The organism is Paraburkholderia bryophila, from assembly GCF_013409255.1.
Taxonomy (GTDB): Bacteria; Pseudomonadota; Gammaproteobacteria; order Burkholderiales; family Burkholderiaceae; genus Paraburkholderia.
Genome location: NZ_JACCAS010000002.1, coordinates 743,771 through 763,755, shown reverse-complemented (window position 1 = coordinate 763,755; position 19,985 = coordinate 743,771). Strand labels below are relative to the sequence as shown.

The following is a 19,985-nucleotide window of genomic DNA, read 5'->3' as shown; positions in this document are numbered from 1 at the left end:
TCGAGCCTCCTGTCAGGGTTCACGATGAAGGTTAGAACCTTACGCTACGTGAGGGTCAAGAGGAATGAGCAGAGCATTCAGGGGAGTGCAATAAACAAATTGTGGTTGTCTTGCTAACCAATTTGCGATCTAATCTAGCCATGTTCGATCACTGCCTTTACTTCAACTCTTCGGCACTCGCCCGGCTTACCGAGCGTGAGTGGACGACTGCGTACGCGCCGTTCGGATTGACCCCGGCTCAGGGTTTTGTATTGCGGGTGGTGCTGGCCTCCCCGGGTTCGCTCAGCAGCGAGGTGGCGAGCCTGTTGGGCATCGCACGGCCCACTGCAACCAGGTTGATCGACAACCTGTGCGACAAGGAACTCGTCGAGCGTCGCCAGGGGGAAGCCGACGCCAGGGAGTGGGGCGTTTATCCGACGCAGGCAGGCAAGGCGCTGGATCGACCCATCACCGAGGCCAGTGCGCAGATTGCCAGAACCTTGCGCTCGAAGATCGGGCGGGAGTTGTTCGAATCGACCGTGTCAGGCATGCATGACGTGAGAAAAGCCCTCTCCTGAGGGGTTTTTTATTCCAGATGGTTGTCTTGCTAATCAAAAAGGAAGGCGTAATGAAAAGCAGCGCGGTACACAGTGCAACGACGCGCCCACGCACGCAGTCGCCATCGTGGATATCGGAAAGCGGCTTGCGCTGGGCATTGGGCGCGACGATCTGGCTGGTCGCCATGGTTCTGGTCGTGGTGGCGATCATTTACGCGCCGGACAGCACGCGCGCCAATACTCGACTATGCCTGCAACAGATCGCGAACGAAGAACACTCGAGTCTCGAAGCCTTCTTCCAGAACCCGGCGCAGCAAGATGCGTTCGCGCAGGCCGTCACGATCTGCTCGCGTTGAGCGTTGCAGAAGTCGTTGCCCGCGCGATTCAAAACCGACGCCAGGCGACCTGATTTGCTAGCTAACCTGCGCCGGCATAGCCAGCGACTGATGTGCACTCACACCCGCCATCGCGCCCGCCGCCGAAGCAAACGTCGCGTTGGTCATCGCGTTGGTGGCGTCGCCTGCGGCATAGACGCCGTCGACGGTGGTTCGCTTGAATCCATCCACTCGGATGATGCGGCCGAGCGGCGCGTCGTCGAAAGCACAACCCAGTTGCTCGGCGAGCGGACTCGTCATGTGCGTTTTCGGCGCGACGAATAGCGTATCGATCGAGATCACGCGTCCGTCGGCGAGTCTCAGCGCGTCGAGATGTGGCGCATCGCCGAGCAGTTCGACGACCGGCGAGCGTTCGATCCGAACGTCCCGCGCAGCCAGATGGGCGATCTGTTCCGCTTCGGGTTCGAAGTGGTCTTGCGTGAAATAGGTCGTCGGCCCCCACTCCGGAACGAGCAACGCTTGATGAATCGACAACGCGTGACTAGCCAGCACGCCGAGACGCCGATCCCGCACTTCGTATCCATGACAGTACGGACAATGGACGACCGTCATTCCCCAACGTGCCTGAAGTCCGGGAATGGCGGGCAATTCGTCTCTCACGCCGGTCGCGAGAATCAGGCGTGAAGCTGACTCGATGCGACCACCCGCCAGCGTGACTTCAAAACCATCCGCGACCCGTTCAGCCGCAACGGCCTCGCCTTTGACTATCTGAACCGTCGGGTACAGCGCAAGCTGCGCCGCGGCCTCGCGGATGATCTCGGCCGGCGGCTTGCCGTCCTGGCCAAAGAAGCCGTGCGCATGCGCGGCAAACCGGTTGCGCGGCAAGCCCGCGTCCACCACCAGAACGCGGCGTCTGGCGCGCGCCAACTGCATCGCCGCCGACAGCCCCGCGAAACTCCCTCCCACAACGATTACATCGTGCTCGGTCTGCATGTTTTCTCTCCAATGTTGCGCGTGCGCCGCTCCGCCAACCGGTTCGAGCGTCCGTTCGCATCTCATGAAACATCACGAGTTGCATGATAGGGCGGTGCTATACTTCTTGCAACTTTAAATGTTGCGTGAGTTGATTCCACGCGACGCGGTTCGATAACGAGGTGAACGATGAGAACCGACAGCCGGCTCTCGCGGATGCTGCACGTGCTGATTCACATGGATCGGCACGACGGCCCGCTGACGTCCGAAACGATCGCGCAGATGCTGCGCACGCACGCCGTGGTGGTGCGCAGAATGCTGGCGGGTCTGCGGGATCAGGGCTACGTACGCTCTGAAAAGGGCCATGGAGGTGGTTGGGTATTAGCCGAAGATCTCGACAAACTCACCTTGCTGGACGTCTACCGCGCGGTGGGCGAGCCGCCGCTTTTCTCCGAACTCCTGACGGACGACGACCCGCAATGTCTGGTCGAACAGGCCGTCAACGCGGGCTTGTCTAAAGCGATGCAGGAGGCTGAAACCGCGCTGCTTGCACGCTTCGGCGAGCTGACGGTGGGCGCGCTCGCGCGTGATTTCGACGAACGCTTCGCGCGCGTCAAACAAGGCGAACAGGGCGGTTGAGCAGTAGACGAACCACCCGCTACAACGTCGTCCCGTTTCAACGCAAACGCCTTCGCACCCGCCCGCAAAGGGTAAACACCCACAACATTTCCACGCGACGGAAAGCAGCCAGAAGGCGTTGGTTTTTTATACTCCTCGGCAAGCGCGGCACGAGACGATCCGTCAACATCGGACGAGTGCCCGCATATGGAGACCGTTTGACATGCCACCGTTCGCCCGCTTCACGGCGCTCGCCTCGACCGCCTGCGCGATCCTGCTCTGGACGCCCTATGCCCAGGCGGAAAAGCTGACGCTGATGACGGGCGGTGCCACCAAGATCGTCTACCTGCCGGTCACGCTGGCTTCGCGGCTGGGCTACTTCCGCGACGAAGGGCTCGACGTCGACATCCTGTCCGAACCCGCCGGCGTCGATACCGCGACCGAACTGATTGCCGGCGCCGTGCAAGGCGCGGTGGGTTTCTACGACCATACGATCGATCTGCAAAGCCGCGGCCTCGAAGTCGAAGCGATCGTTGTGCTCGCACGTTCCGCGGGACTGGCCGAACTCGCGTCGACGAAGGCGGCGAAGCCGATGCAGAGCATGGCCGACGCGCGCGGCCGGCGGCTCGGCGTAACCGGCTTCGGCGCGTCCACCGATTTCCTGAGCCGCTATCTGGCGCAACGCGCGGGTCTGCCCGCGAACGCCTATACGGTCGTGCCGCTGGGTTCCGACAACAGTTTCGCCGACGCCATGAAGAACGGATCGATCGATGCCGTCATGGTCGAGGAACCCACCGCGTCGAAACTGCTCGCCGCCGGCACGGCGCAGGTGCTCGTGGACATGCGCAGTATCGAAGGCACACGGCTCGCGTTGGGCGGCCCCTACGCCAGTTCCTGTCTGTACGCGCAGCGCAAGTGGGTCGCCGCTCATCCGGACGAAAGCCGCCGGCTGGTGCGCGCGATGGTGCGCTCGCTCGCGTTCATCGCCACGCACAGCGCCGATCAGATCATGGCGGTGCTGCCGCGCGATTTCGTCGGCGCGAACGAATCGCTGTACCGGCAGGCGCTTGCCGCGACGATGCCGTCGTTTTCGCGTGACGGCAGGATGCCCGACGGCGCACCGCAGACCGTGCTCGGCGCGCTCGCCGCGGTGAATCCGGAGATCGTGCCGCGTCACGTCGAACTGAGCCGGACCTATACCAACCGGTTCGCCGACGAAGTCAACGCCGTTGCGGCGCATTGAGCCGCATCCTCTTCTTCAAGAACACGGAACACGACCTATGAAGGCCATTCGCATCGAGCAATACGGCGGTCCCGAGGTGCTGCGCCGCGTCGATATCGGGATTCCGTCGCCGGGGCCGGACGAGGTGCTGATCCGGGTGGGTTGCGCCGGCATCAACTTCATGGACGTCCATACGCGGCAGGGCAAGTACCGCGAGTCGCGCACCTATCCCGTCCGTTTGCCGGTCACGCTCGGCATGGAAGGCGCGGGCGAGGTCGTCCAGACCGGTTCGAACGTCACCTCGTGCGAGCGCGGCGACCGCGTTGCATGGTGTATCTCGTGGGGCGCGTACGCCGACTATGCGGTCGTACCGGCGGCGCGTGTCGCGCGCATTCCTGACGCGATCCCGTTCGATCTGGCCGCCGCCGCGATCTTCCAGGGTTCGACCGCGCACTATCTGCTCGAAGACGTCGCGCGACTCAGTGCGGGCAGCACGTGTCTCGTGCATGCGGCGTCGGGCGGCATCGGCCAGTTGCTGGTGCAACTCGCGAAGCGGCGCGGCGTGACGGTGTACGCCACGACGAGCAGCGAAGCGAAAGCCGAGGTGGCCCGTGCGCACGGCGCGGACCACGTGATGCTCTACGAAGACGGCGGTTTCGCCGACCGCGTGCGCGAAGCAACCCAAGGTCGCGGCGTCGACGTGGTGTTCGATGCGGTGGGACGCGCGACGCTGCGCGACAGTTTCCGCGCGACCCGCACGCGCGGCCTCGTGGTGAATTACGGCTCGGTCTCCGGCTCGCTGAACGATCTCGATCCGATCGAACTGGGCGAAGCGGGCTCGTTGTTCCTGACTCGCCCGCGTCTCGCCGATCACCTCGCCGATGGCGCAACCGTACAGCGCCGCGCGGATGAAATATTCGCCGCGCTGCAGGACGGCACGCTGAAAGTCGAGATCAGCGGCCGCTACACATTCGACGACGTCGAAGCGGCGCATGAAGCGCTCGAGTCGCGCAGTCAATTAGGTAAAGCCGTGATGACGATCGGCTGATCCAATCGCGTTTCCCTGAATCATGAAGCCGGACCCGGCGGTCACGCTGACCGCCGAGGACGTGTTCGTCCCGCACTACCGAGATCAACCCGACGATCGACGCCGGGCTCAACTAACGAGGTCACTATGACATCACCCTCCACGATCGACGCCACGGCGCCCGCCGACGCACCGCCCAAGCCGAGGGAATCGCGCGTCAAAGCGGTGTTCCGCGTCACCAGCGGCAACTTCCTCGAGATGTACGACTTCACCGTGTACGGGTACTACGCGGCTGCAATTGCTGCGACGTTCTTTCCGACGGGCAACGAATTCGCGTCGCTGATGCTGGCGCTGTCCGTGTTCGGCGCGGGCTTCCTGATGCGTCCGGTCGGCGCGCTGGTGCTCGGCGCGTACATCGACCATCACGGCCGCCGCAAGGGTTTGATTCTGTCGCTGACGCTGATGGCAATCGGCACCGCGTGCGTCGCATTCGTGCCGAGCTACGCGGCGATCGGCTTGCTGGCGCCGGCTATCGTGCTGTTCGGGCGCTTGCTGCAAGGCTTTTCCGCGGGCGTCGAACTGGGTGGCGTGTCGGTCTATCTGTCCGAAATCGCGACCAAGGGCAATCGCGGCTTCTATTGCTCGTGGCAGTCGGCGAGCCAGCAGGTCGCGGTGGTGTTCGCGGCGTCGCTCGGCGTGCTGTTGAACCGCCTGGTTCCGGCTTCGGAAATGAACGCATGGGGCTGGCGCATTCCGTTCATTGTCGGCTGCATGATCGTGCCGTTCCTGTTCTACGTGCGCCGTTCGCTGCAGGAGACCGAGGAATTCGCCGCGCGCCGGCATCGTCCGAGCATGGGTGAGATCGCGAAGTCGATGGTGCAGCACTCGCGTCTGATTCTCGCCGGCATGGGCCTCGTGATCATGACGACCGCGTCGTTCTATCTGATCACCGCGTACACGCCGACCTTCGGCAAGGTCGTGCTCAAGCTGTCCTCGCTCGACGCGCTGCTGGTGACGGTCTGCGTCGGCGTGTCGAACTTCATCTGGCTGCCGATCGCGGGCGCCGTGTCGGATCGTATCGGCCGTCGCCCGGTGCTGCTGGCCTGCACGGTGCTGGCGATTCTGACGGCCTATCCGGTCATGCAATGGTTGGTCGTGCAACCGTCGTTCGAGCGTCTGTTGATGGTCGAACTCTGGCTGTCGGTGCTGTACGCGTGGTACAACGGCGCGATGGTCGTCGCGCTGACTGAATTGATGCCGGCTCATGTGCGCACCACGGGCTTTTCGATGGCCTACAGCCTTGCCACGGTGATCGGCGGATTCACGCCGGCAATCTCGACGTGGCTGATTCATACTACCGGCGATAAGGCTTCGCCGGGCGCGTGGATGTCGTTCGCCGCCGTGTGCGGCGTGGTCGCCACGCTGATCCTGTACCGTTCTGCGCCGGCGCGGGAGCAATACAAGACCGCATGAACGCTTTGGGGAGGGAAGGAATGAGGCTACTGCTCGTAGAGGACAATGACCAGCTCGCGCACTGGCTCGCGCGTATTCTGCTCGACGACGGCTTCATGCTCGACCGTGTCAGCGACGGCGAAGCGGCGGAAAGTGCGCTGCGCGCCGTCCCCTACGACGTGGTGCTGCTCGATCTGAATCTGCCGCACCTGTCGGGCAAAAGCGTGTTGCGCCGCATGCGCGAGCGCGAGGACACGACGCCGGTGCTGATCCTCACGGCCACCGGCGCCGTCGACGAAAAAGTGGTGCTGCTCGGTGCCGGCGCGGACGACTACATCGTCAAGCCGTTCGACGCGCGCGAACTGGTCGCGCGCGTGAAGGTGCTGGCGCGTCGCCAGGCGCCTTCTCGCTCGAACAAACTCAAATGCGGCAATCTCACCTACGACATGGACCGCTGCCAGTTCGCGGTGGAAGGTGAACCGCTGGCGCTGACGCCGCGCGAACATGCGGTGCTCGAAGCGCTGATACTGCGCGCCAAGAAGACCGTCGCGAAGACCATGCTGGCGGATTCGCTCAGCAAAGGCGACGCGATGACCAGCGAAGACGCGATCGAAATCTACGTCTCGCGGCTGCGCAAGAAGCTCGAAAAGAGCACCGCGACGATCATCACATTGCGCGGTCTCGGCTATCTGCTGGAAGACGGCGCCGATGACGAATAGCCTGCGGCTCAGGCTGCTGCTATGGCTGCTGCTGCCCATGACCGTCTACGTGATCGCCGCGGGCCTGATCGCCCACGACAACGCCGCGCGCACCGCGCGGCTGTTGCAGGACGAAGCGCTGCTGTCGTCCGCGCGCGTGATGGCGGGCGACATCGAGTGGACCAACGGTTATCTGCACGCGGAGATATCGCCTAGCGCGATCGAGATTCTGAGCTCGCCGGCCGGCGACCATGTCTATTTCAGCATTCGCGAAGTGGGCGGCGCGACGATTGCGGGCACATCGGATTTCCCGCTGCGCGTGCCGGACGAATCGCCGCTCTGGTACGACGCGACGGTGAGCGGTCATCCGATCCGCGCGGTGTCGCTGATCCGGCCGATGTACGACGCGGGCGCTATCAAACACGTGGTGGTGTCGGTCGGACGCACGCTGCTGCAGCGCGACGCTACTGCCGCTGCGCTATGGCAACCGCAGATGCTGCATTTCGCCGGCATCGTCGCGATTGCGGTGGTGCTGGTGTGCGTCGGTCTCACGTTCGAACTGCGTCCGCTGATGCGACTCGCCAACGACATGCTCGCGCGCGCGCCGGATGCTGCGGTGCGGGTGCGGGCCGATCCGTTGCGCAACGAGTTGCGTCCTATTGTCAGCGCGTTCAATCAGTGCCTCGATATCATCGAGCGTAAGACTGCGATGCAGCGGCGCTTTATCGCGGACGCGGCGCACCAGTTGCGCACGCCGCTCACGCTGCTCGGCACGCAGTTGCAATACGCGCGCCGTCAGGACGATCTCACGCAAATCAAGGAGACGCTGCTGGCGATGCATCGCAGCAATCTCTCGCTGGTGGCGCTCACGAATCAGTTGCTGTTGCTCGCGCAAGCGGAAGCCGCGGACTATGCCGACTTTCAGGGCGTGCCAGTCGATCTGCGCGCGGTCGCGACCGGCACGATCGAACAGTTGGCGTTGCTCGCGCAGCGGCGCGGCGTCGAATTGTCGGCGCAACTCGACGAACCTGCGGAGGTGATGGGTAACGAGCCGTTGCTGTCCGTGCTGCTGTTCAATCTGTTGGACAACGCGATTCGCTATACACCGTCAGGCGGCCATGTCGCGCTCAATCTCGCCGCGAAAGACGCGCGCTGGGTCGTCACGATCACCGACGAAGGGCCGGGCATCAGCGCCGAACTGCGCGAGCGCGTGTTCGAGCCGTTCTTTCGCGCGTCCAGCGAAGAGGGTAGCGGTCTGGGACTTTCCATCGTGCGGGAAATCGCGCGGGCGCATCTCGCCGAAGTCACGTTGGAAGCGGGTCACGGTGGACGGGGTTTGAGCGTGTCGGTTATGTTTCCCGCCGTGCAGACATGATGTGACGCGGTCGATTGCGTGACTGTTCAAGCGACGCGCGTTTCGATTACTCACGCGTCGAGTCGACGGGAACCCCGGCTTCGGTCTCGCCCTCGGACGCTCGCCCAGGCCGCTGCACCACTCGCACTTTTCCACTATTCCCGCCGCCGCAGAAGAAACGATCGGCGCCGTCGGATTCGAGCCCCGACACACCGACGCCCGTCGGCAACTCAAGACTCTCCAGCACGTCTCCGGTGTTGGGATCGATACGCCGCAACTCGCTTGCGTCGTCTTCCCAGGTGGCATGCCACAGGTCGCCCTCGACCCAGGTCACGCCGGTCACGAAACGATTGGATTCTATGGTGCGGAGAATCGCGCCGGTCTGCGGATCGATCTGATGGATCTTGCGGTCCCGATACTGGCCGACCCATAACGAGCCTTCCGCCCACGCCAGTCCCGAATCGGCGCCGGCGCCGCCGGGCGCGGGAATCGTGCCGAGCACCTGGCCGGTTTGCGGATCGATCTTCTGGATGCGATCGGCTGCGATCTGGAACAGATGCTGACCGTCGAAGGCGGTGCCCGCGTGCGCGGCAACGTCGATCGAGTGCAGCGTCTCGCCGCTCGATGGGTCGAGCGAAGTCAGTGTGTTGCCGGCGGCAAGCCAGACATGCTGACCGTCGTACGTGACGCCGCCCACACTGTCGACGCCCGGAAAGGGTCCATATTCACGAAGGATTCTGGCGGCTGATCGGTTCATGCTTCCATCCTAATCGTTGGAAAAAAGCGAGGGGAGTAACAAAGCCGTCGCGAATCCCGGGATAGGCGGCATCATCCAGCGGCGCGCCCGGCCGAATCCGATCGACTGCACCTTGCCGGCCGCGGCCAGCGAATCCAGCGTTCGCTGCACGGTGCGCTGGCTGGCGCCGAGCGCCAGCGCGAGCGCCGAGCTTGCCCACGATTCGCCGTCGGCGAGGCACGCGAGCAGCGCCGCGTGCGCTTCGTCGACGGGTCGCGCGAGCACCACGGCCGCGGCGGCTTCGCGCGGCGCCAACGCGAAGCCACGCTGCGTCGCGTTCACTTCGGCCAGCGTGCCCAACAGCGCACGAAGCCGCCCGACTTCGACCCGCAGGCGCGCCCGGTGCGATTCGTCCGCGTGCTTCGCCCGGAATGCACGTGCGACGAGCGCGTCGCGCGGCACATCGTCGGGCCACGCTTCGGCCAGCATGCGTGCGAGCGTGAACAGCACCGGGCGGCTGGCGAGCGGGATCGTCGTGTTCGCGCTTTGTATGACGTGACGGCAGGCGTCCACCACCAGCACATTCGACGCGGCCAGCAGCGCTTCGACTTCGTCGAGCAGAAGGAGCCGTTCTTCGCCGCGTTCGATCAGACGTGCTGCAGGCGTGGTCAGCGCGAGGGCCGCGTGGTCGACCTCGGCGATCAGCGTGGGAATACCGGTTTGACACGCGGCGTGTTCGGCGCGCGCAAGGGCGGCGCGCGCCGTTGCGGTCCGCACACGGCGCAGCGCGATGCCGGCCACCATCAGTTCGTGGGCGGCGCGCGTCGAAGGTGGGAAGGGTGTGGGATCGAGTCTGGCGAGCGCGCGTTCAGCTTCGTCGAGTTGTCCGATCAGCAGCAGGCGCCGCACTTGCAGGTAGCGCGCATGCGCGGCGTTCAGCCGGTCGCCGTGCGCGTCGAGCAGAACGCGCGCGGCATCGAGCGCTTTTACTGGCCAGTTCAGATCGCGCGACGCCAGCGCGATTTCCGCCTCGGCGATCACACAGCGCGCGCGGGCCAGCGGCGCTTTCGCTCCGAACGCGCGCGCCGCGCTGCGCACCAGCACCTTGGCGCGCGGCAAGTCGCCGAGTTGCGCCATCGCGATGCCGCGCAATGCAAGCGCGGGCGCATCGTCTCGCAGCGCAACATGGTTCAGCGCGCCGAACGGATCGCCCGCCGCGAGCGCGCGCGCCGCAGCCGTGACTAGCGAGTCCATTGCCGATCCGAATCACGCCACACTTGTCACTCCCATCGAACGATTGCTCGCGACTAATCTAGCACGACCGACAACCCCTACGCCGTACCGGCCGCTGAGCGACCGGACTCACGGCGCAGGATACCTAACGGAGTGAAACATGATGACGACGCATCCGACTGGAACCCGTGAACAATGGCTGGCCGCGCGGCTCGAATTGCTCGACGCGGAGAAGGCGTTCACGCGGCAGGGCGACGAACTGGTCCGGCAGCGCCAGGCGTTGCCGTGGGTCCGCATCGACAAGGCGTACCGGTTCGACACGCAACAAGGCAGCGCGTCGCTGGCCGAGCTGTTTCGCGGCCGCTCGCAACTGCTCGTTTACCACTTCATGTTCGGACCGGACTACAAGGCGGGATGCCCGTCGTGCTCGGCGATCGCGGACGGCTTCGATGGACTCGTGGTCCACCTCGCGAACCACGACGTGACCTTGTCCGCGATATCGCGCGCGCCGCTCGCGAAGCTGCTGGCGTATCGGCAGCGAATGGGCTGGACGTTTCCGTGGGCCTCGTCGTTCGGCAGCGATTTCAATTTCGACTTCAACATCGCGTTCACCGACGCGGAGCAGCGCGAAGGGCGCGTCGAATACAACTACCAGCGCGGCGGACATGCGATGGACGCGGCCCAGGTGCCCGCGCCGGTCGCGCAATTCGCGGCCACGTGCGGGACCGATCCGGCGACCTATACGCAGGACCGGCCGGGGCTGAGTGCATTCGTGCTGGAGGATGGCGTCGTGTATCACACGTATTCCACCTACGCGCGCGGTGTGGATGGTATCTGGGGGATGTACTCGTGGCTCGATCGTGCGCCGAAGGGGCGCAACGAAACGGGCGTCTGGTGGAAGCGGCACGACGAGTACGCCACGCGCTGAGGTGGGGTATGGCTTATGCGAGTGCAACCGGCAGCGGGCACTTGATGCGAGCCCGGGTCGGCGAGCTGGTCTTCGTGATCGTCATTGCCGCGCTTTTCGCCGCTAGCGTGGCCGTGACGATTGTCTGGTGCGCGTCCATGTCGAAGATGGGCGCGATGCCGATGCCCGGCGGCTGGACGATGTCGACGGCGTGGCGGCCGATGTGCGGACAAACCTGGGCGCGCGCCGCGGCATCGTTTGTCGGCATGTGGGCCGTGATGATGGTGGCGATGATGCTGCCGTCGTTCGCGCCGGTGTGGTGGCGTTATCGGCGAGCCGTCCGTGGTACTGGCGAGGCCGGCGGCGCTGGTCGCGCTGGTCGCGTTGGTCTCGCTGGCGAGTTACGGGCAGGTGGGTTGAGCGCGCTGATGGGCATCGGCTACTTCTTCGTGTGGGCCGTTTCCGGATGCGCGGCCTTTGCGCTGGGCGCCGCGCTGACGGCGCTTGAAATGCGCCGGCCGGTGCTAGCGCGAGGCGTTCCGCTCGCAATCGGCCTGGTCGTGCTGAGCGGCGGCGCGCTTCAATTCAGCGGATGGAAAGCGCGTCGTCTTGCCTGCTGCCGTAAAGCGCCGACGTGCGCACAGACTCAGCCGGTCGACGCCCGTTCGGCCTGGCGACATGGCGTGAGCGTCGGTCTGCATTGCAGCTATTGCTGCGCCGGCTTCACGGCGATCCTGCTCGCGAGCGGCGTAATGGATCTGCCCGTCATGGCGGCCGTCACGGCGGCGATTACCGCCGAGCGCGTCGCGCCTGATGGCGCGCGCGTTGCTCACGCCATCGGCGTTGTGGTGCTTGGTGTGGGCGCGTTGCTGATCGCGCAAGCGCTTGGGTTTGCATGACACGTCACGCCTGAACGCGCGCTTTCGATCACCAGCTTCCCTGCGTCGGAATCGAATCGACCGACCCCGTCGCCAGCGCAAGCGCCGCGGCCGCCGACAACGCGCCGCTATAACTATCCGCATCGGCATTCTTTGCCGCCAGCAGTTGATTCTGCGCGAGCAGCGCGTCGGTGACCGAGCCGACGCCGTGGCGGTAGGCGTCGAACGCGGCGTCGTAAGTGGTCTGCGCGGCGGCGAGCAACTCTTTCGCGGCAGCCTGCGCGCTCAGGCTAGTCTGCAACGTGTTCTGCGCGGCGACGATCTGCCGGACCGCTTCTTCACGACTGCGGGCGAGGCGGGTGGTCGCGCTGTCGGCGTCGTTGCGCGCCTGCGCGAGCACCGCCGACCGCAAACCGCCGTCGTAAATCGGAATCGTGACGCCAACGATCACACTGCCGCCGTAATGCCCGCCGCTCAGGTTCACGGTCGGCAGTTGCTGACCGATGGCCGGCACCGCCGAGATCGACGAGCTGCCGGTGTGGTACGCGCCCGACGCCGACACGAACACCTTCGGCATGAACTCCGATTCGGCGGCCTTCACCCTCGCGAGATTGACCCGCTCGGCCGCGTACGCGCTCAAGACGTCGGGGCGTCGCGCGATCGCGGACGACACGATCTGTTCGATCGAGTCGTTCATGGTGGCGGGTAGCGCGTGGGTGGGCAGCGTCGCGATTCTCGGTTTCGACAGCGGCGAGATGCCCATCGCGGAGATCAGCATCAGATAGCTGTTGCTTTCGGCGCCCTGGGCCTGGACCAAGGCGAGCTTCGCCTGGGCGCGGTTCTGATTGGCCTGCGCGACTTCGATGACGGTGCCGACACCATGCTTGTAGCGCGACTGCGCGGCGGCGAGGATCGCCTCGGCGTTGTCGAGCCCTTGCCTTGTCGTGTCAATGCGGGCGCGTGCCGCCTGATAGCTGTAAAACGCGACGCTGACGTCGAAGATCACTTGCTGGTGAACGGCCGTGAAACCGATGTTGGCGATCACCGAGCCCTGCGATGCCGCCTCGACGCGCGCGGCGCGTCCGCCGAAATCGAACAGCAGCCAGTTCAACGCGAGCACCGAGGTTTCGCCATGCCCCGATGCAGTCGCCGACGAATCGCCGAGCGCCGACGTGGAGGAGCCGTGCGCGTCGGCGTACAGGCCCATCGCTGCCGCCGACAGTTGCGGAAGGTAGGCGCTCTTCGCGATGCCGGCCGCGAGCGCGGCGTTGCGCGCGTCGTTCCACGCGATGCGGGTCAGCGGATTGGCCGATTCCGCGAGATCGATGAGTTCCGGCAGGCTGTAGTCGTGGGCCTGCTCCAGCGCGGGCGGAGGCGGCACGGCGGCGAGTGCGGGATTCGCGGGCAGTGTGTAGCCGCCTGATGGCGTGGCTGAAACGCCTGAGGCACCTAAGGCATGCGAGGCACCCGCAGCGCTTGAAGCACCCGCAGCACCCGCAGCACCCGCAGCACCCGCAGCGCCCGAAGCACCCGAAGCACCCGCCGGCCCCGGCACGATTGCGCCGGACGCGTCCGTGCGTGGTTGCCAGGGACGGTCCGGACTATCCGGCGCCATGTCCAGCGACGACGTCGCGCAGCCGGCCAGACTCGCCGTCGCCAGGATCGCCAGAGCGAATGGTGCGTTAAACCGGCGCATGAGTCGCAAGGCCTTTCGCTGCATCGTCCGATGCGGCGTGTTCGAGTTGAGTGAGACGTGCTTCGCCGAGTTTCAATAGCGCGGCGCGCGTGTCGTCGGGCGTGGGTTCCGGCGGCGTGGGGTGAGCGACTGCCGCTTCGCTACTCGCAACCTCAGCGTGACTTTGCGGCATTTCGCGCGTGATCCGCCGAAGCCAGCTATCGATCGCGACATCGCCCGGCCGTTGTTCGGCGAGCAGGAACATCGGTCCTTCGAGTGCGCCGAAGCCGGCCAGCACGTCGCGCCGTTCAGCGATCCACTCGGGTTCCGGCCGAACCCACGACGGCTCGTAATGCATCAACGCGAGGTCCTGTTGCAAGGCGCCGTATTGCGCCATCGCGCTCGCGGCCTGAGTGCGTCGCGCGCCGCTTTGAGCGAGCGACGTCAGCCGTTGCCACTGCTGCTGCAAGGCGGCGAGCGCGACATCGACCCGGGTGGCGACGCTCACCGGCCAGACTCGCGTGAAGACCAGATAGACGACCACATTGCCGAGCAGAATGCCGATCGTGCGATCGCGCGCCACCGTCAGATCGAAGGCGGGCGCCGCGCCCTGAACCACGCACAGGAAAAACGCGAAGGCGATCTGGAAGCCCGCATAGCCGATCCGCGGCGAACCGAACGCAACCCATGCCGCCAGCCAGGCGCCCACCATCACGAGCGCCATCAGGCCGACGATCGAGGTCAGCGCGGGCGTCACGAACACAATCGCCGCCGTGCCGACGAACGCGCCGACGAGACAGCCGGCGATCCGCAACGTCAACTTCTCGACGGTTTCGGCGGTGGTGCCGAGCGACACGATGTAGACCGTGATGAAGCAGGTATGAATACCCGGCCAGTCGATCTGTGAGTAGAGCAGATAGCAGAACAGCGCGGCTACGGTGGTCTTTAGCGCGTAGCGGACGTGGTCGGGGTTGGTGAAGGCGTCGGGCAGGAAGAAGCCGCCGGGTTTGGCAGCGGGTGTTGCAGGTGCCGAAGCCGGAGCCGGAGCCGGAGCCGGAGCCGAAGCTGATGCCGTGGCCGACGTCGCCGTGTCACCTTCCTGCACCGCTTCGACAACAGCAAAACCCGTGATAGCCGCGCGCAGATTGTCAGCGACCATCCGCGCGATCGGCGGCAATTCCGTCGAACCAGGCAACGCGAGTTCGATCTCCACCGGATACCCGCCGGCGTCGAACATTCGCGCCATATTCTCCAGCGTCTCCGCCAGCGGCGCGGCAAACGTCGCCGGCAAGCGGGCCGACGGTTCGCGAGCCACCAGATCCGCCGCGACGAGAATCGCCAGCGTCGACGATACCGCTTGCCGCAGCGCCGGAATATCGGCGCGCGCCGACGAGCCGTCCACCACCGACAGCTTCAGCCACGTTCCAAGTTGCGCGTCGCCGTCACGCAGGCAAGCGGTCAGCGCGGCGCGCGCGGCATCGTCCGGCTCGCTCAGACCGCGTGCCGCCGCTCGCAAACGCTTCGCCAGCTCACGGCCGGCCAGCCGTCGCGGCGAGGGCGCCAGCAGCATGTTCACGCAGATCGATACGCCGACCGGAATCGCAACAAACAACCACGTATAGAGCAGCGCGCGCGTCGCCACTTCGCCGAACGGCACGCTGCCGAGCTTGTCGAGCCCAAAGCCGACGATCATCGCGAGGATCGCGCCCACCGGCCGCAGCTTGCTCGCCGAGGTCACGAACAGCAGCCCGAACGACAGCCCCGCGATACACGCGACGCGCCACAACGGATCGTCGAGCGCGAAAATCGCCACGCCGAGCACGAGTCCGATCACCAGCGTGACCAGCACCATCAGCGCGGCGCTGAGCAGCACGCTCGTCACCCGGTCGGGCCGGTTGAGAAAGAACACGATATACGCGGAGAGGGCCGCTTCCGGCGTGCCATAGGCGCTCGTCACGAACACCGTCAACGCGCAGATCAGCGCGATGCGGGTCGCCATGGCCGCGCGCCCCGGATACGGCGCGAGCAGCTTCAGAATGTCCGCGGCGCCCGGGCGGGCCAGTTCACCGGCAGGCTGCGCCATGCCGGACCTCGACTATCGCGCTCGCGCCGACCCGCACCAGCCGGGCGGCCGGTTCGTCGAGACGCACCCGCACGGGGAACCGCTGGGCGACCCGTACCCAGTTCACGGACTGCTGGACGATCGGCAAGGTGCGCGGCAAGTTGATGCGGTCCGAATCCGCGATGCCGGCGCCGATGCCGACCACCTTGCCGTGGATCGCCTGGCTGCGGTCGATCATCGAATAGACGGTCGCGCAGTCGCCCGGCGCGATGTGCGCCAGCGACCCTTCGCGGAAGTTCGCGACGGCGAACCATTCGTCGGCGTGGACCAGCGTGAAGATCGACTGGCTCGGCGCCACCGTCTCGCCCGCCAGCACCGACAGGCCGGTCACGAAGCCGTTGTGCGGCGCGCGCACGACGGTGTCGTCGAGACCGTGCTGGGCCAGCGCGACGGCCGCCTCGCGGGCATGCACCGAGGCGATCGCGTCGGCTTCTTCGCCGATGGTCTGCGCGCTCGCCTGCTTCTGCGCCCGAGCCTGCTGCAGCGACAGCGCGGCGTCGCGCTGCGCCACCTGCGCCTGGTCGAGTTGCTGCTGGGGTACGTAGCCCTTCGCGGCGAGCGGCGTGAGCCGCTGCACGGTACGCGTCGCCAGTTCGTAGTTGTGGGCGGCTTTGCCGGTCTGGTCGCCGGCAATGGAGGCGTTCGCGCGCTCGCCGACGATCGTCTTGCGACGCGTGTCGAGTGAGGCGCGCGCCAGTTCCAGGTCAGCCTGGGTTTGCGCCAGCGCGAGACGGTAGGGCACCGGGTCGATCTCGAACAGCACGTCGCCCTTTGCGACCCGCTGGTTTTCCTCGACCGGGAGCCGCACGATCCGGCCGCCCACGGGCGACGCCACGTGGACGACGTCGGCGTCGATGGTGGCGTCGTCGGTCGAGGGGAAACGGGTGGAGCGGTCATACGCGTAGTACGCCGCCGCCAGACCGAGCACGACGATCACGCCCGCGATGACGCGGCCCTTGGACGAGGCTTTGCGCAAGCCGGCGATTTTCATAGGAGCAGTCCTGTTGCCGAAAGCCAGAAAAGAACCGCGACCGTCAGGCCGATGGCCACGCAGACAAAGAGAAGGTACGGAACGGTCCGGGCCCAACCGGTGGTCACGAAAATCCGCTGGGCGATCAGCGCGCCGACAAGCCCGAGCAACCCGCTCAGCAGCCAGAACGGAAAATACGCACCGAAGATTTCAAACGATGGCGCGCCGCGCAGCGCGCATCCCTGCAAGGACAGGCTCAAGGCGGCGACGGCCGCAAGCGTGCGGCCGTGGCGCGGGCACGGTTCGCGGGCGTTTCGTTGGTTTAGTTTAAGCAGCATGGCGGCGTGGCCAGGGTGGTCAGTTGGTGGACGCGTCACGGAAGCAACCGGATCACGCGCACTTTACCAGCGCCGCCGTCGCGACCGACGTTTTCGTGTACATGGCGTTTTTTGCTCGCGACCGGCCGTAAGCGGTTTGTCGGCGGGCGGTTTGGGCGCATGCCGTTTGCCCCGGTTCAGCGCCGACTATTCGATCGGCATATGCCCGATCGCAAGCCGGCCGGCAAGTTTGTGCCGTTACCTGAAGAGCCCTGTACTATATGGTCCACAGGCACCGGCCCGGCGGCCAGCAGGCAATCCGGCGCGCAGCAGGTGCGCGGCGCGCCAGCATCGTCCCCATGAGCTTATGAACCACTTTATTCGCCCCCCCGTTTTCCATCCGGCCACGGTTGTCTTCGTCGACGACAACGACAGTTACCTCGACGCGTTGCGCCGTTTCTTTCCGGATACGTCGACCAATCTGTTTTTCTCGCGGCCGCAAACCGCGTTGGCGTTCATTCGCCAGCATGCGCGCGAGAATTCGCTGGAGTTCGCGTCGGCGTCGGCGTGTCTGAGCGAGACCGGGATCGAGCGGCTGGTCGAAACGTCGGCGGAGCGGGATCTGCTCGCGCGCGGCGCGCGCTTCGCGGAGGTGGCGGCGGTCGTGGTGGACTACGACATGCCGGGCATGAGCGGTGTGGAATTCCTCGCGTCCATCGCTCATTTGCGCTGCGCGAAAGTGCTGCTGACCGGCGTCGCGGATGAAACCGTCGCGGTGAAGGCCTTCAATGCCGGCATCGTGGATCTGTATCTGCGCAAGACCGATACCGATTCGGCCAACCGGCTGGTCCATTTTCTGAACGACGCGAAGAACCGGCACTGTTTGGAAGGCGGTTGGCTGGCGTTGGGCGAGAACGGGTTGACGTACTGCGACCCGCGCACGAAAAAAGTGATCGGCGAGGTGGTGGCCGCGCACGGCATCGTGGAGTACTACTGGCGTCCCGAGCAGAACGCGATTCTGATGTTCGACCGTGCCGGCAATCCGAGTGTATTCGTCGCGTGGGCGGAGAACGACTGGATCTCGCAGGGCGAGATCGTCGCGGACGAAAGCGGTCCAGTCGAGCTGTTGCGGCAAATGGCGGTGCGCGAGGCGATGCCGTTATTCTGGCCGCACCTGGCCTATCGCGTGGGACTGAATTTCCGCTCGCTCACGCCGCAGAAGATTCCCGGCTGGGAAGACGCGTTCTACTGCTGGACCCGGATCGAAGCGGCGGAAGTCGGCATGGACATCGTTACGTATTCGCAGTGGCGCAAGGAGAGCGCCCACTGATTTGCGCTTGAGCGGCGGTCGAGTTGCGGCTAACGGCCGTGAACGCTGGAAGCATGCGCGTCGAACACCGGCGCCGCGTGTGCGGACAGAAAATCGCACACCTCGCGATGCAGCATCCGCACACCCGGGCTCGATTCGAGCGCCCGCCAACATCCATGCACGAGCCCGGCGCCGATCCAGAGACGCGCGTCGCCACCTGCCGCCTCGATGCGTTCCACGAATACGCGCGCGTCATCCCTTAGCGGATCATGTTCGACCCCGATCGCGAGCGTCGGCGGCAGGCCGTCGAAGCGCGTGGCCTCGAGCGGAATCGTCCATGCCGGGTAGGGCGGCTGCTCTCCCCAATACAGATCGCGAAACGAATGGACGTCGCTCAGCTTGAGCATGGGCGCTTGCGCTTCGGTGTCGCGCGCGGGCGGTTGGGGATCGGTGCCGAGCATCGGATAGACCAGCGCGAGCCCTTGCACGCCGCCAACGCCGTCGTCGCGCAGGCGCATCGCCACGCTGGCTGCAAGCGTGGCGCCGGCGCTGTCGCCGGCGAGTTGCAATGTCGTGCCGCTGTTCAGATTGAACGGTAGCCGTCGTTCCAGTGCGGCGAGCGTGACTTCGAGACAATCGTCATGCGCGGCCGGCGCGCGGTGTTCCGGAGCCAGCCGGTAATCGACCGCGATGACATCGAGCCCGGTGTCGGCGGCAATGCGCGCCGTGACGAGCTGATGACTGTCCAGCGAGCCGAGCACGAAGCCGCCGCCGTGAAAGTACAACACGGCGCCGTGAGCCGCCTGCTCGCCGCGCGCGCGATGGCGGTAGAGCCGCAGCTTGAGCGCATGGCCGGCGCGGGTTTGGAACTCGGCGTCCCTGACGCTCAATTCGTCCGGCAACGCGGGGGTCAGCGTGGCCGCGTAGCGGTCATAAAGCTCGCGCTGCTCACGCGGCGATAGCGACGTAGTGTGCGCGGGATAAATCGCCACGGCCCGTTCGATGAATGCGGCAATTTGCGGTTCGAGCATGTTGACTCACTGGTCTAGGTCTTCACCGGCAGGCCGATAACGCGCCCCGCGTATTTTGCCGCGGGCCGTTCGGCATGCGTATCGGCCAATGATCGCACGTAGGCTGCGATGTCGGGGTCGAACGCGACGGCGCGCGGGCCGCTGGTGTCGACATGCAGCAGCATCTGTTCGCCGGCGGCGACCGGGTCAGCGCCGTCGCTTGCGAACATCTCCAGATACAGATGCAGCCGCTTCGCGTCATGCCCGAGTATCCGCATGTCGACGCGAACCGGCGTACCTTCCTTGATCTCGTGCAGATAGTTGATGTGCGCTTCGAGCGTGTAGATCGAGCGGCCGCGCGCCCTGCGTACCGCATCGGGTAAACCGATCAGGTCGATCAACGCATCCGTCGCGAAGCTGAAGATCAGCATGTAGAACGCGTCGCGCAAGTGGCCGTTGTAGTCGACCCATTCCGCGCGCACCGAATCGCGATAGCAGGGCAGGGAAGCGGGTTGCGGCATGGGCAAATCGTCTCCGTGGTTCGGTTGAGAGTACTCAGGTTCGGCGCTGCTCAGGTCGCCGATGCGTCGGCCTGAGCAGCATGGGTGGCATAG

20 protein-coding genes are annotated in these 19,985 nt (G+C 65.5%); 11 read left to right on the top strand and 9 right to left on the bottom strand.

Going from position 1 to position 19,985, the window contains the following annotated elements; all coding sequences use genetic code 11:
• Nucleotides 1–140 precede the first annotated feature (140 nt).
• A complete protein-coding gene (locus tag GGD40_RS24760) occupies nt 141–557 on the top strand; it encodes a MarR family winged helix-turn-helix transcriptional regulator (RefSeq protein WP_035563673.1) in 417 nt (138 codons plus the stop codon).
• A gap of 50 nt (nt 558–607) precedes the next feature.
• The gene (locus tag GGD40_RS24755) at nt 608–892 is read left to right on the top strand and encodes a hypothetical protein (protein ID WP_179712200.1); all 285 of its coding nucleotides are present in this window, start codon (nt 608–610) and stop codon (nt 890–892) included.
• 57 nt (nt 893–949) lie between these two features.
• Here GGD40_RS24755 and GGD40_RS24750 read toward each other — a convergent pair whose 3' ends face one another.
• Nucleotides 950–1,864, bottom strand: coding sequence for an NAD(P)/FAD-dependent oxidoreductase (locus tag GGD40_RS24750; RefSeq protein WP_179745420.1), 915 nt, complete (start codon nt 1,862–1,864; stop codon nt 950–952).
• 168 nt (nt 1,865–2,032) lie between these two features.
• Between GGD40_RS24750 and GGD40_RS24745 the strand changes: the two genes are divergently transcribed.
• The 6 genes from GGD40_RS24745 (at nt 2,033) to GGD40_RS24720 (ending at nt 8,235) form a co-directional block, all read left to right on the top strand.
• The gene (locus GGD40_RS24745) at nt 2,033–2,482 is read left to right on the top strand and encodes an Rrf2 family transcriptional regulator (RefSeq protein WP_179712204.1); all 450 of its coding nucleotides are present in this window, start codon (nt 2,033–2,035) and stop codon (nt 2,480–2,482) included.
• A gap of 202 nt (nt 2,483–2,684) precedes the next feature.
• Complete coding sequence (locus GGD40_RS24740) at nt 2,685–3,704, top strand: ABC transporter substrate-binding protein (RefSeq protein WP_179745419.1); 1,020 nt, start codon at nt 2,685–2,687, stop codon at nt 3,702–3,704.
• A 37-nt stretch (nt 3,705–3,741) separates the two neighbouring features.
• Complete coding sequence (locus GGD40_RS24735) at nt 3,742–4,731, top strand: quinone oxidoreductase family protein (protein WP_179712206.1); 990 nt, start codon at nt 3,742–3,744, stop codon at nt 4,729–4,731.
• Between the two features lie 126 nt (nt 4,732–4,857).
• A complete protein-coding gene (locus tag GGD40_RS24730) occupies nt 4,858–6,183 on the top strand; it encodes an MFS transporter (RefSeq protein ID WP_179712208.1) in 1,326 nt (441 codons plus the stop codon).
• Between the two features lie 20 nt (nt 6,184–6,203).
• Entirely contained in the window at nt 6,204–6,881 is a 678-nt protein-coding gene (locus GGD40_RS24725) for a response regulator transcription factor (protein WP_035559022.1), read from the top strand.
• Nucleotides 6,871–8,235 (top strand): sensor histidine kinase, encoded by a 1,365-nt coding sequence (locus GGD40_RS24720; RefSeq protein ID WP_179745418.1) that lies wholly within the window; start codon nt 6,871–6,873, stop codon nt 8,233–8,235. Before GGD40_RS24725 ends, GGD40_RS24720 begins: the two co-directional genes overlap by 11 nt.
• A 46-nt stretch (nt 8,236–8,281) precedes the next feature.
• Here the strand turns inward: GGD40_RS24720 and GGD40_RS24715 are convergent, their stop codons facing one another.
• Both GGD40_RS24715 and GGD40_RS24710 read right to left on the bottom strand, forming a co-directional pair.
• Nucleotides 8,282–8,971, bottom strand: a complete 690-nt coding sequence (locus GGD40_RS24715) for a Vgb family protein (protein WP_179745417.1) — start codon at nt 8,969–8,971, stop codon at nt 8,282–8,284.
• A gap of 9 nt (nt 8,972–8,980) precedes the next feature.
• Nucleotides 8,981–10,204 (bottom strand): helix-turn-helix domain-containing protein, encoded by a 1,224-nt coding sequence (locus GGD40_RS24710; RefSeq protein WP_179745416.1) that lies wholly within the window; start codon nt 10,202–10,204, stop codon nt 8,981–8,983.
• A 142-nt stretch (nt 10,205–10,346) separates the two neighbouring features.
• On the opposite strand from GGD40_RS24710, the gene GGD40_RS24705 reads away from it, so the two are divergent.
• Together GGD40_RS24705 and GGD40_RS24700 are read left to right on the top strand one after the other, a co-directional pair.
• On the top strand, nt 10,347–11,111 hold the full coding sequence (locus tag GGD40_RS24705; RefSeq protein WP_179747038.1) for a DUF899 domain-containing protein: 765 nt from the start codon (nt 10,347–10,349) through the stop codon (nt 11,109–11,111).
• Between the two features lie 8 nt (nt 11,112–11,119).
• The gene (locus GGD40_RS24700) at nt 11,120–11,989 is read left to right on the top strand and encodes a DUF2182 domain-containing protein (protein ID WP_179745415.1); all 870 of its coding nucleotides are present in this window, start codon (nt 11,120–11,122) and stop codon (nt 11,987–11,989) included.
• Between the two features lie 28 nt (nt 11,990–12,017).
• Here GGD40_RS24700 and GGD40_RS24695 read toward each other — a convergent pair whose 3' ends face one another.
• Genes GGD40_RS24695 through GGD40_RS24680 form a run of 4 tightly spaced genes read right to left on the bottom strand, consistent with a single transcriptional unit; the run spans nt 12,018 to nt 17,073 of the window.
• Complete coding sequence (locus tag GGD40_RS24695) at nt 12,018–13,664, bottom strand: TolC family protein (protein WP_179745414.1); 1,647 nt, start codon at nt 13,662–13,664, stop codon at nt 12,018–12,020.
• Nucleotides 13,651–15,726 (bottom strand): FUSC family protein, encoded by a 2,076-nt coding sequence (locus tag GGD40_RS24690; RefSeq protein WP_179745413.1) that lies wholly within the window; start codon nt 15,724–15,726, stop codon nt 13,651–13,653. The genes GGD40_RS24695 and GGD40_RS24690 overlap by 14 nt, the downstream gene beginning before the upstream one ends.
• The gene (gene mdtN / locus GGD40_RS24685; RefSeq protein ID WP_179745412.1) at nt 15,707–16,756 is read right to left on the bottom strand and encodes a multidrug transporter subunit MdtN; all 1,050 of its coding nucleotides are present in this window, start codon (nt 16,754–16,756) and stop codon (nt 15,707–15,709) included. The genes GGD40_RS24690 and mdtN overlap by 20 nt, the downstream gene beginning before the upstream one ends.
• Complete coding sequence (locus GGD40_RS24680; protein ID WP_257030572.1) at nt 16,753–17,073, bottom strand: hypothetical protein; 321 nt, start codon at nt 17,071–17,073, stop codon at nt 16,753–16,755. The genes mdtN and GGD40_RS24680 overlap by 4 nt, the downstream gene beginning before the upstream one ends.
• A gap of 346 nt (nt 17,074–17,419) precedes the next feature.
• Between GGD40_RS24680 and GGD40_RS24675 the strand changes: the two genes are divergently transcribed.
• A complete protein-coding gene (locus GGD40_RS24675) occupies nt 17,420–18,382 on the top strand; it encodes a response regulator (protein WP_179712224.1) in 963 nt (320 codons plus the stop codon).
• Between the two features lie 29 nt (nt 18,383–18,411).
• Here GGD40_RS24675 and GGD40_RS24670 read toward each other — a convergent pair whose 3' ends face one another.
• Together GGD40_RS24670 and GGD40_RS24665 are read right to left on the bottom strand one after the other, a co-directional pair.
• Nucleotides 18,412–19,392, bottom strand: a complete 981-nt coding sequence (locus GGD40_RS24670; protein ID WP_179745411.1) for an alpha/beta hydrolase — start codon at nt 19,390–19,392, stop codon at nt 18,412–18,414.
• A 14-nt stretch (nt 19,393–19,406) separates the two neighbouring features.
• Nucleotides 19,407–19,892 (bottom strand): thioesterase family protein, encoded by a 486-nt coding sequence (locus GGD40_RS24665; RefSeq protein ID WP_179745410.1) that lies wholly within the window; start codon nt 19,890–19,892, stop codon nt 19,407–19,409.
• Nucleotides 19,893–19,985: the final 93 nt, after the last annotated feature.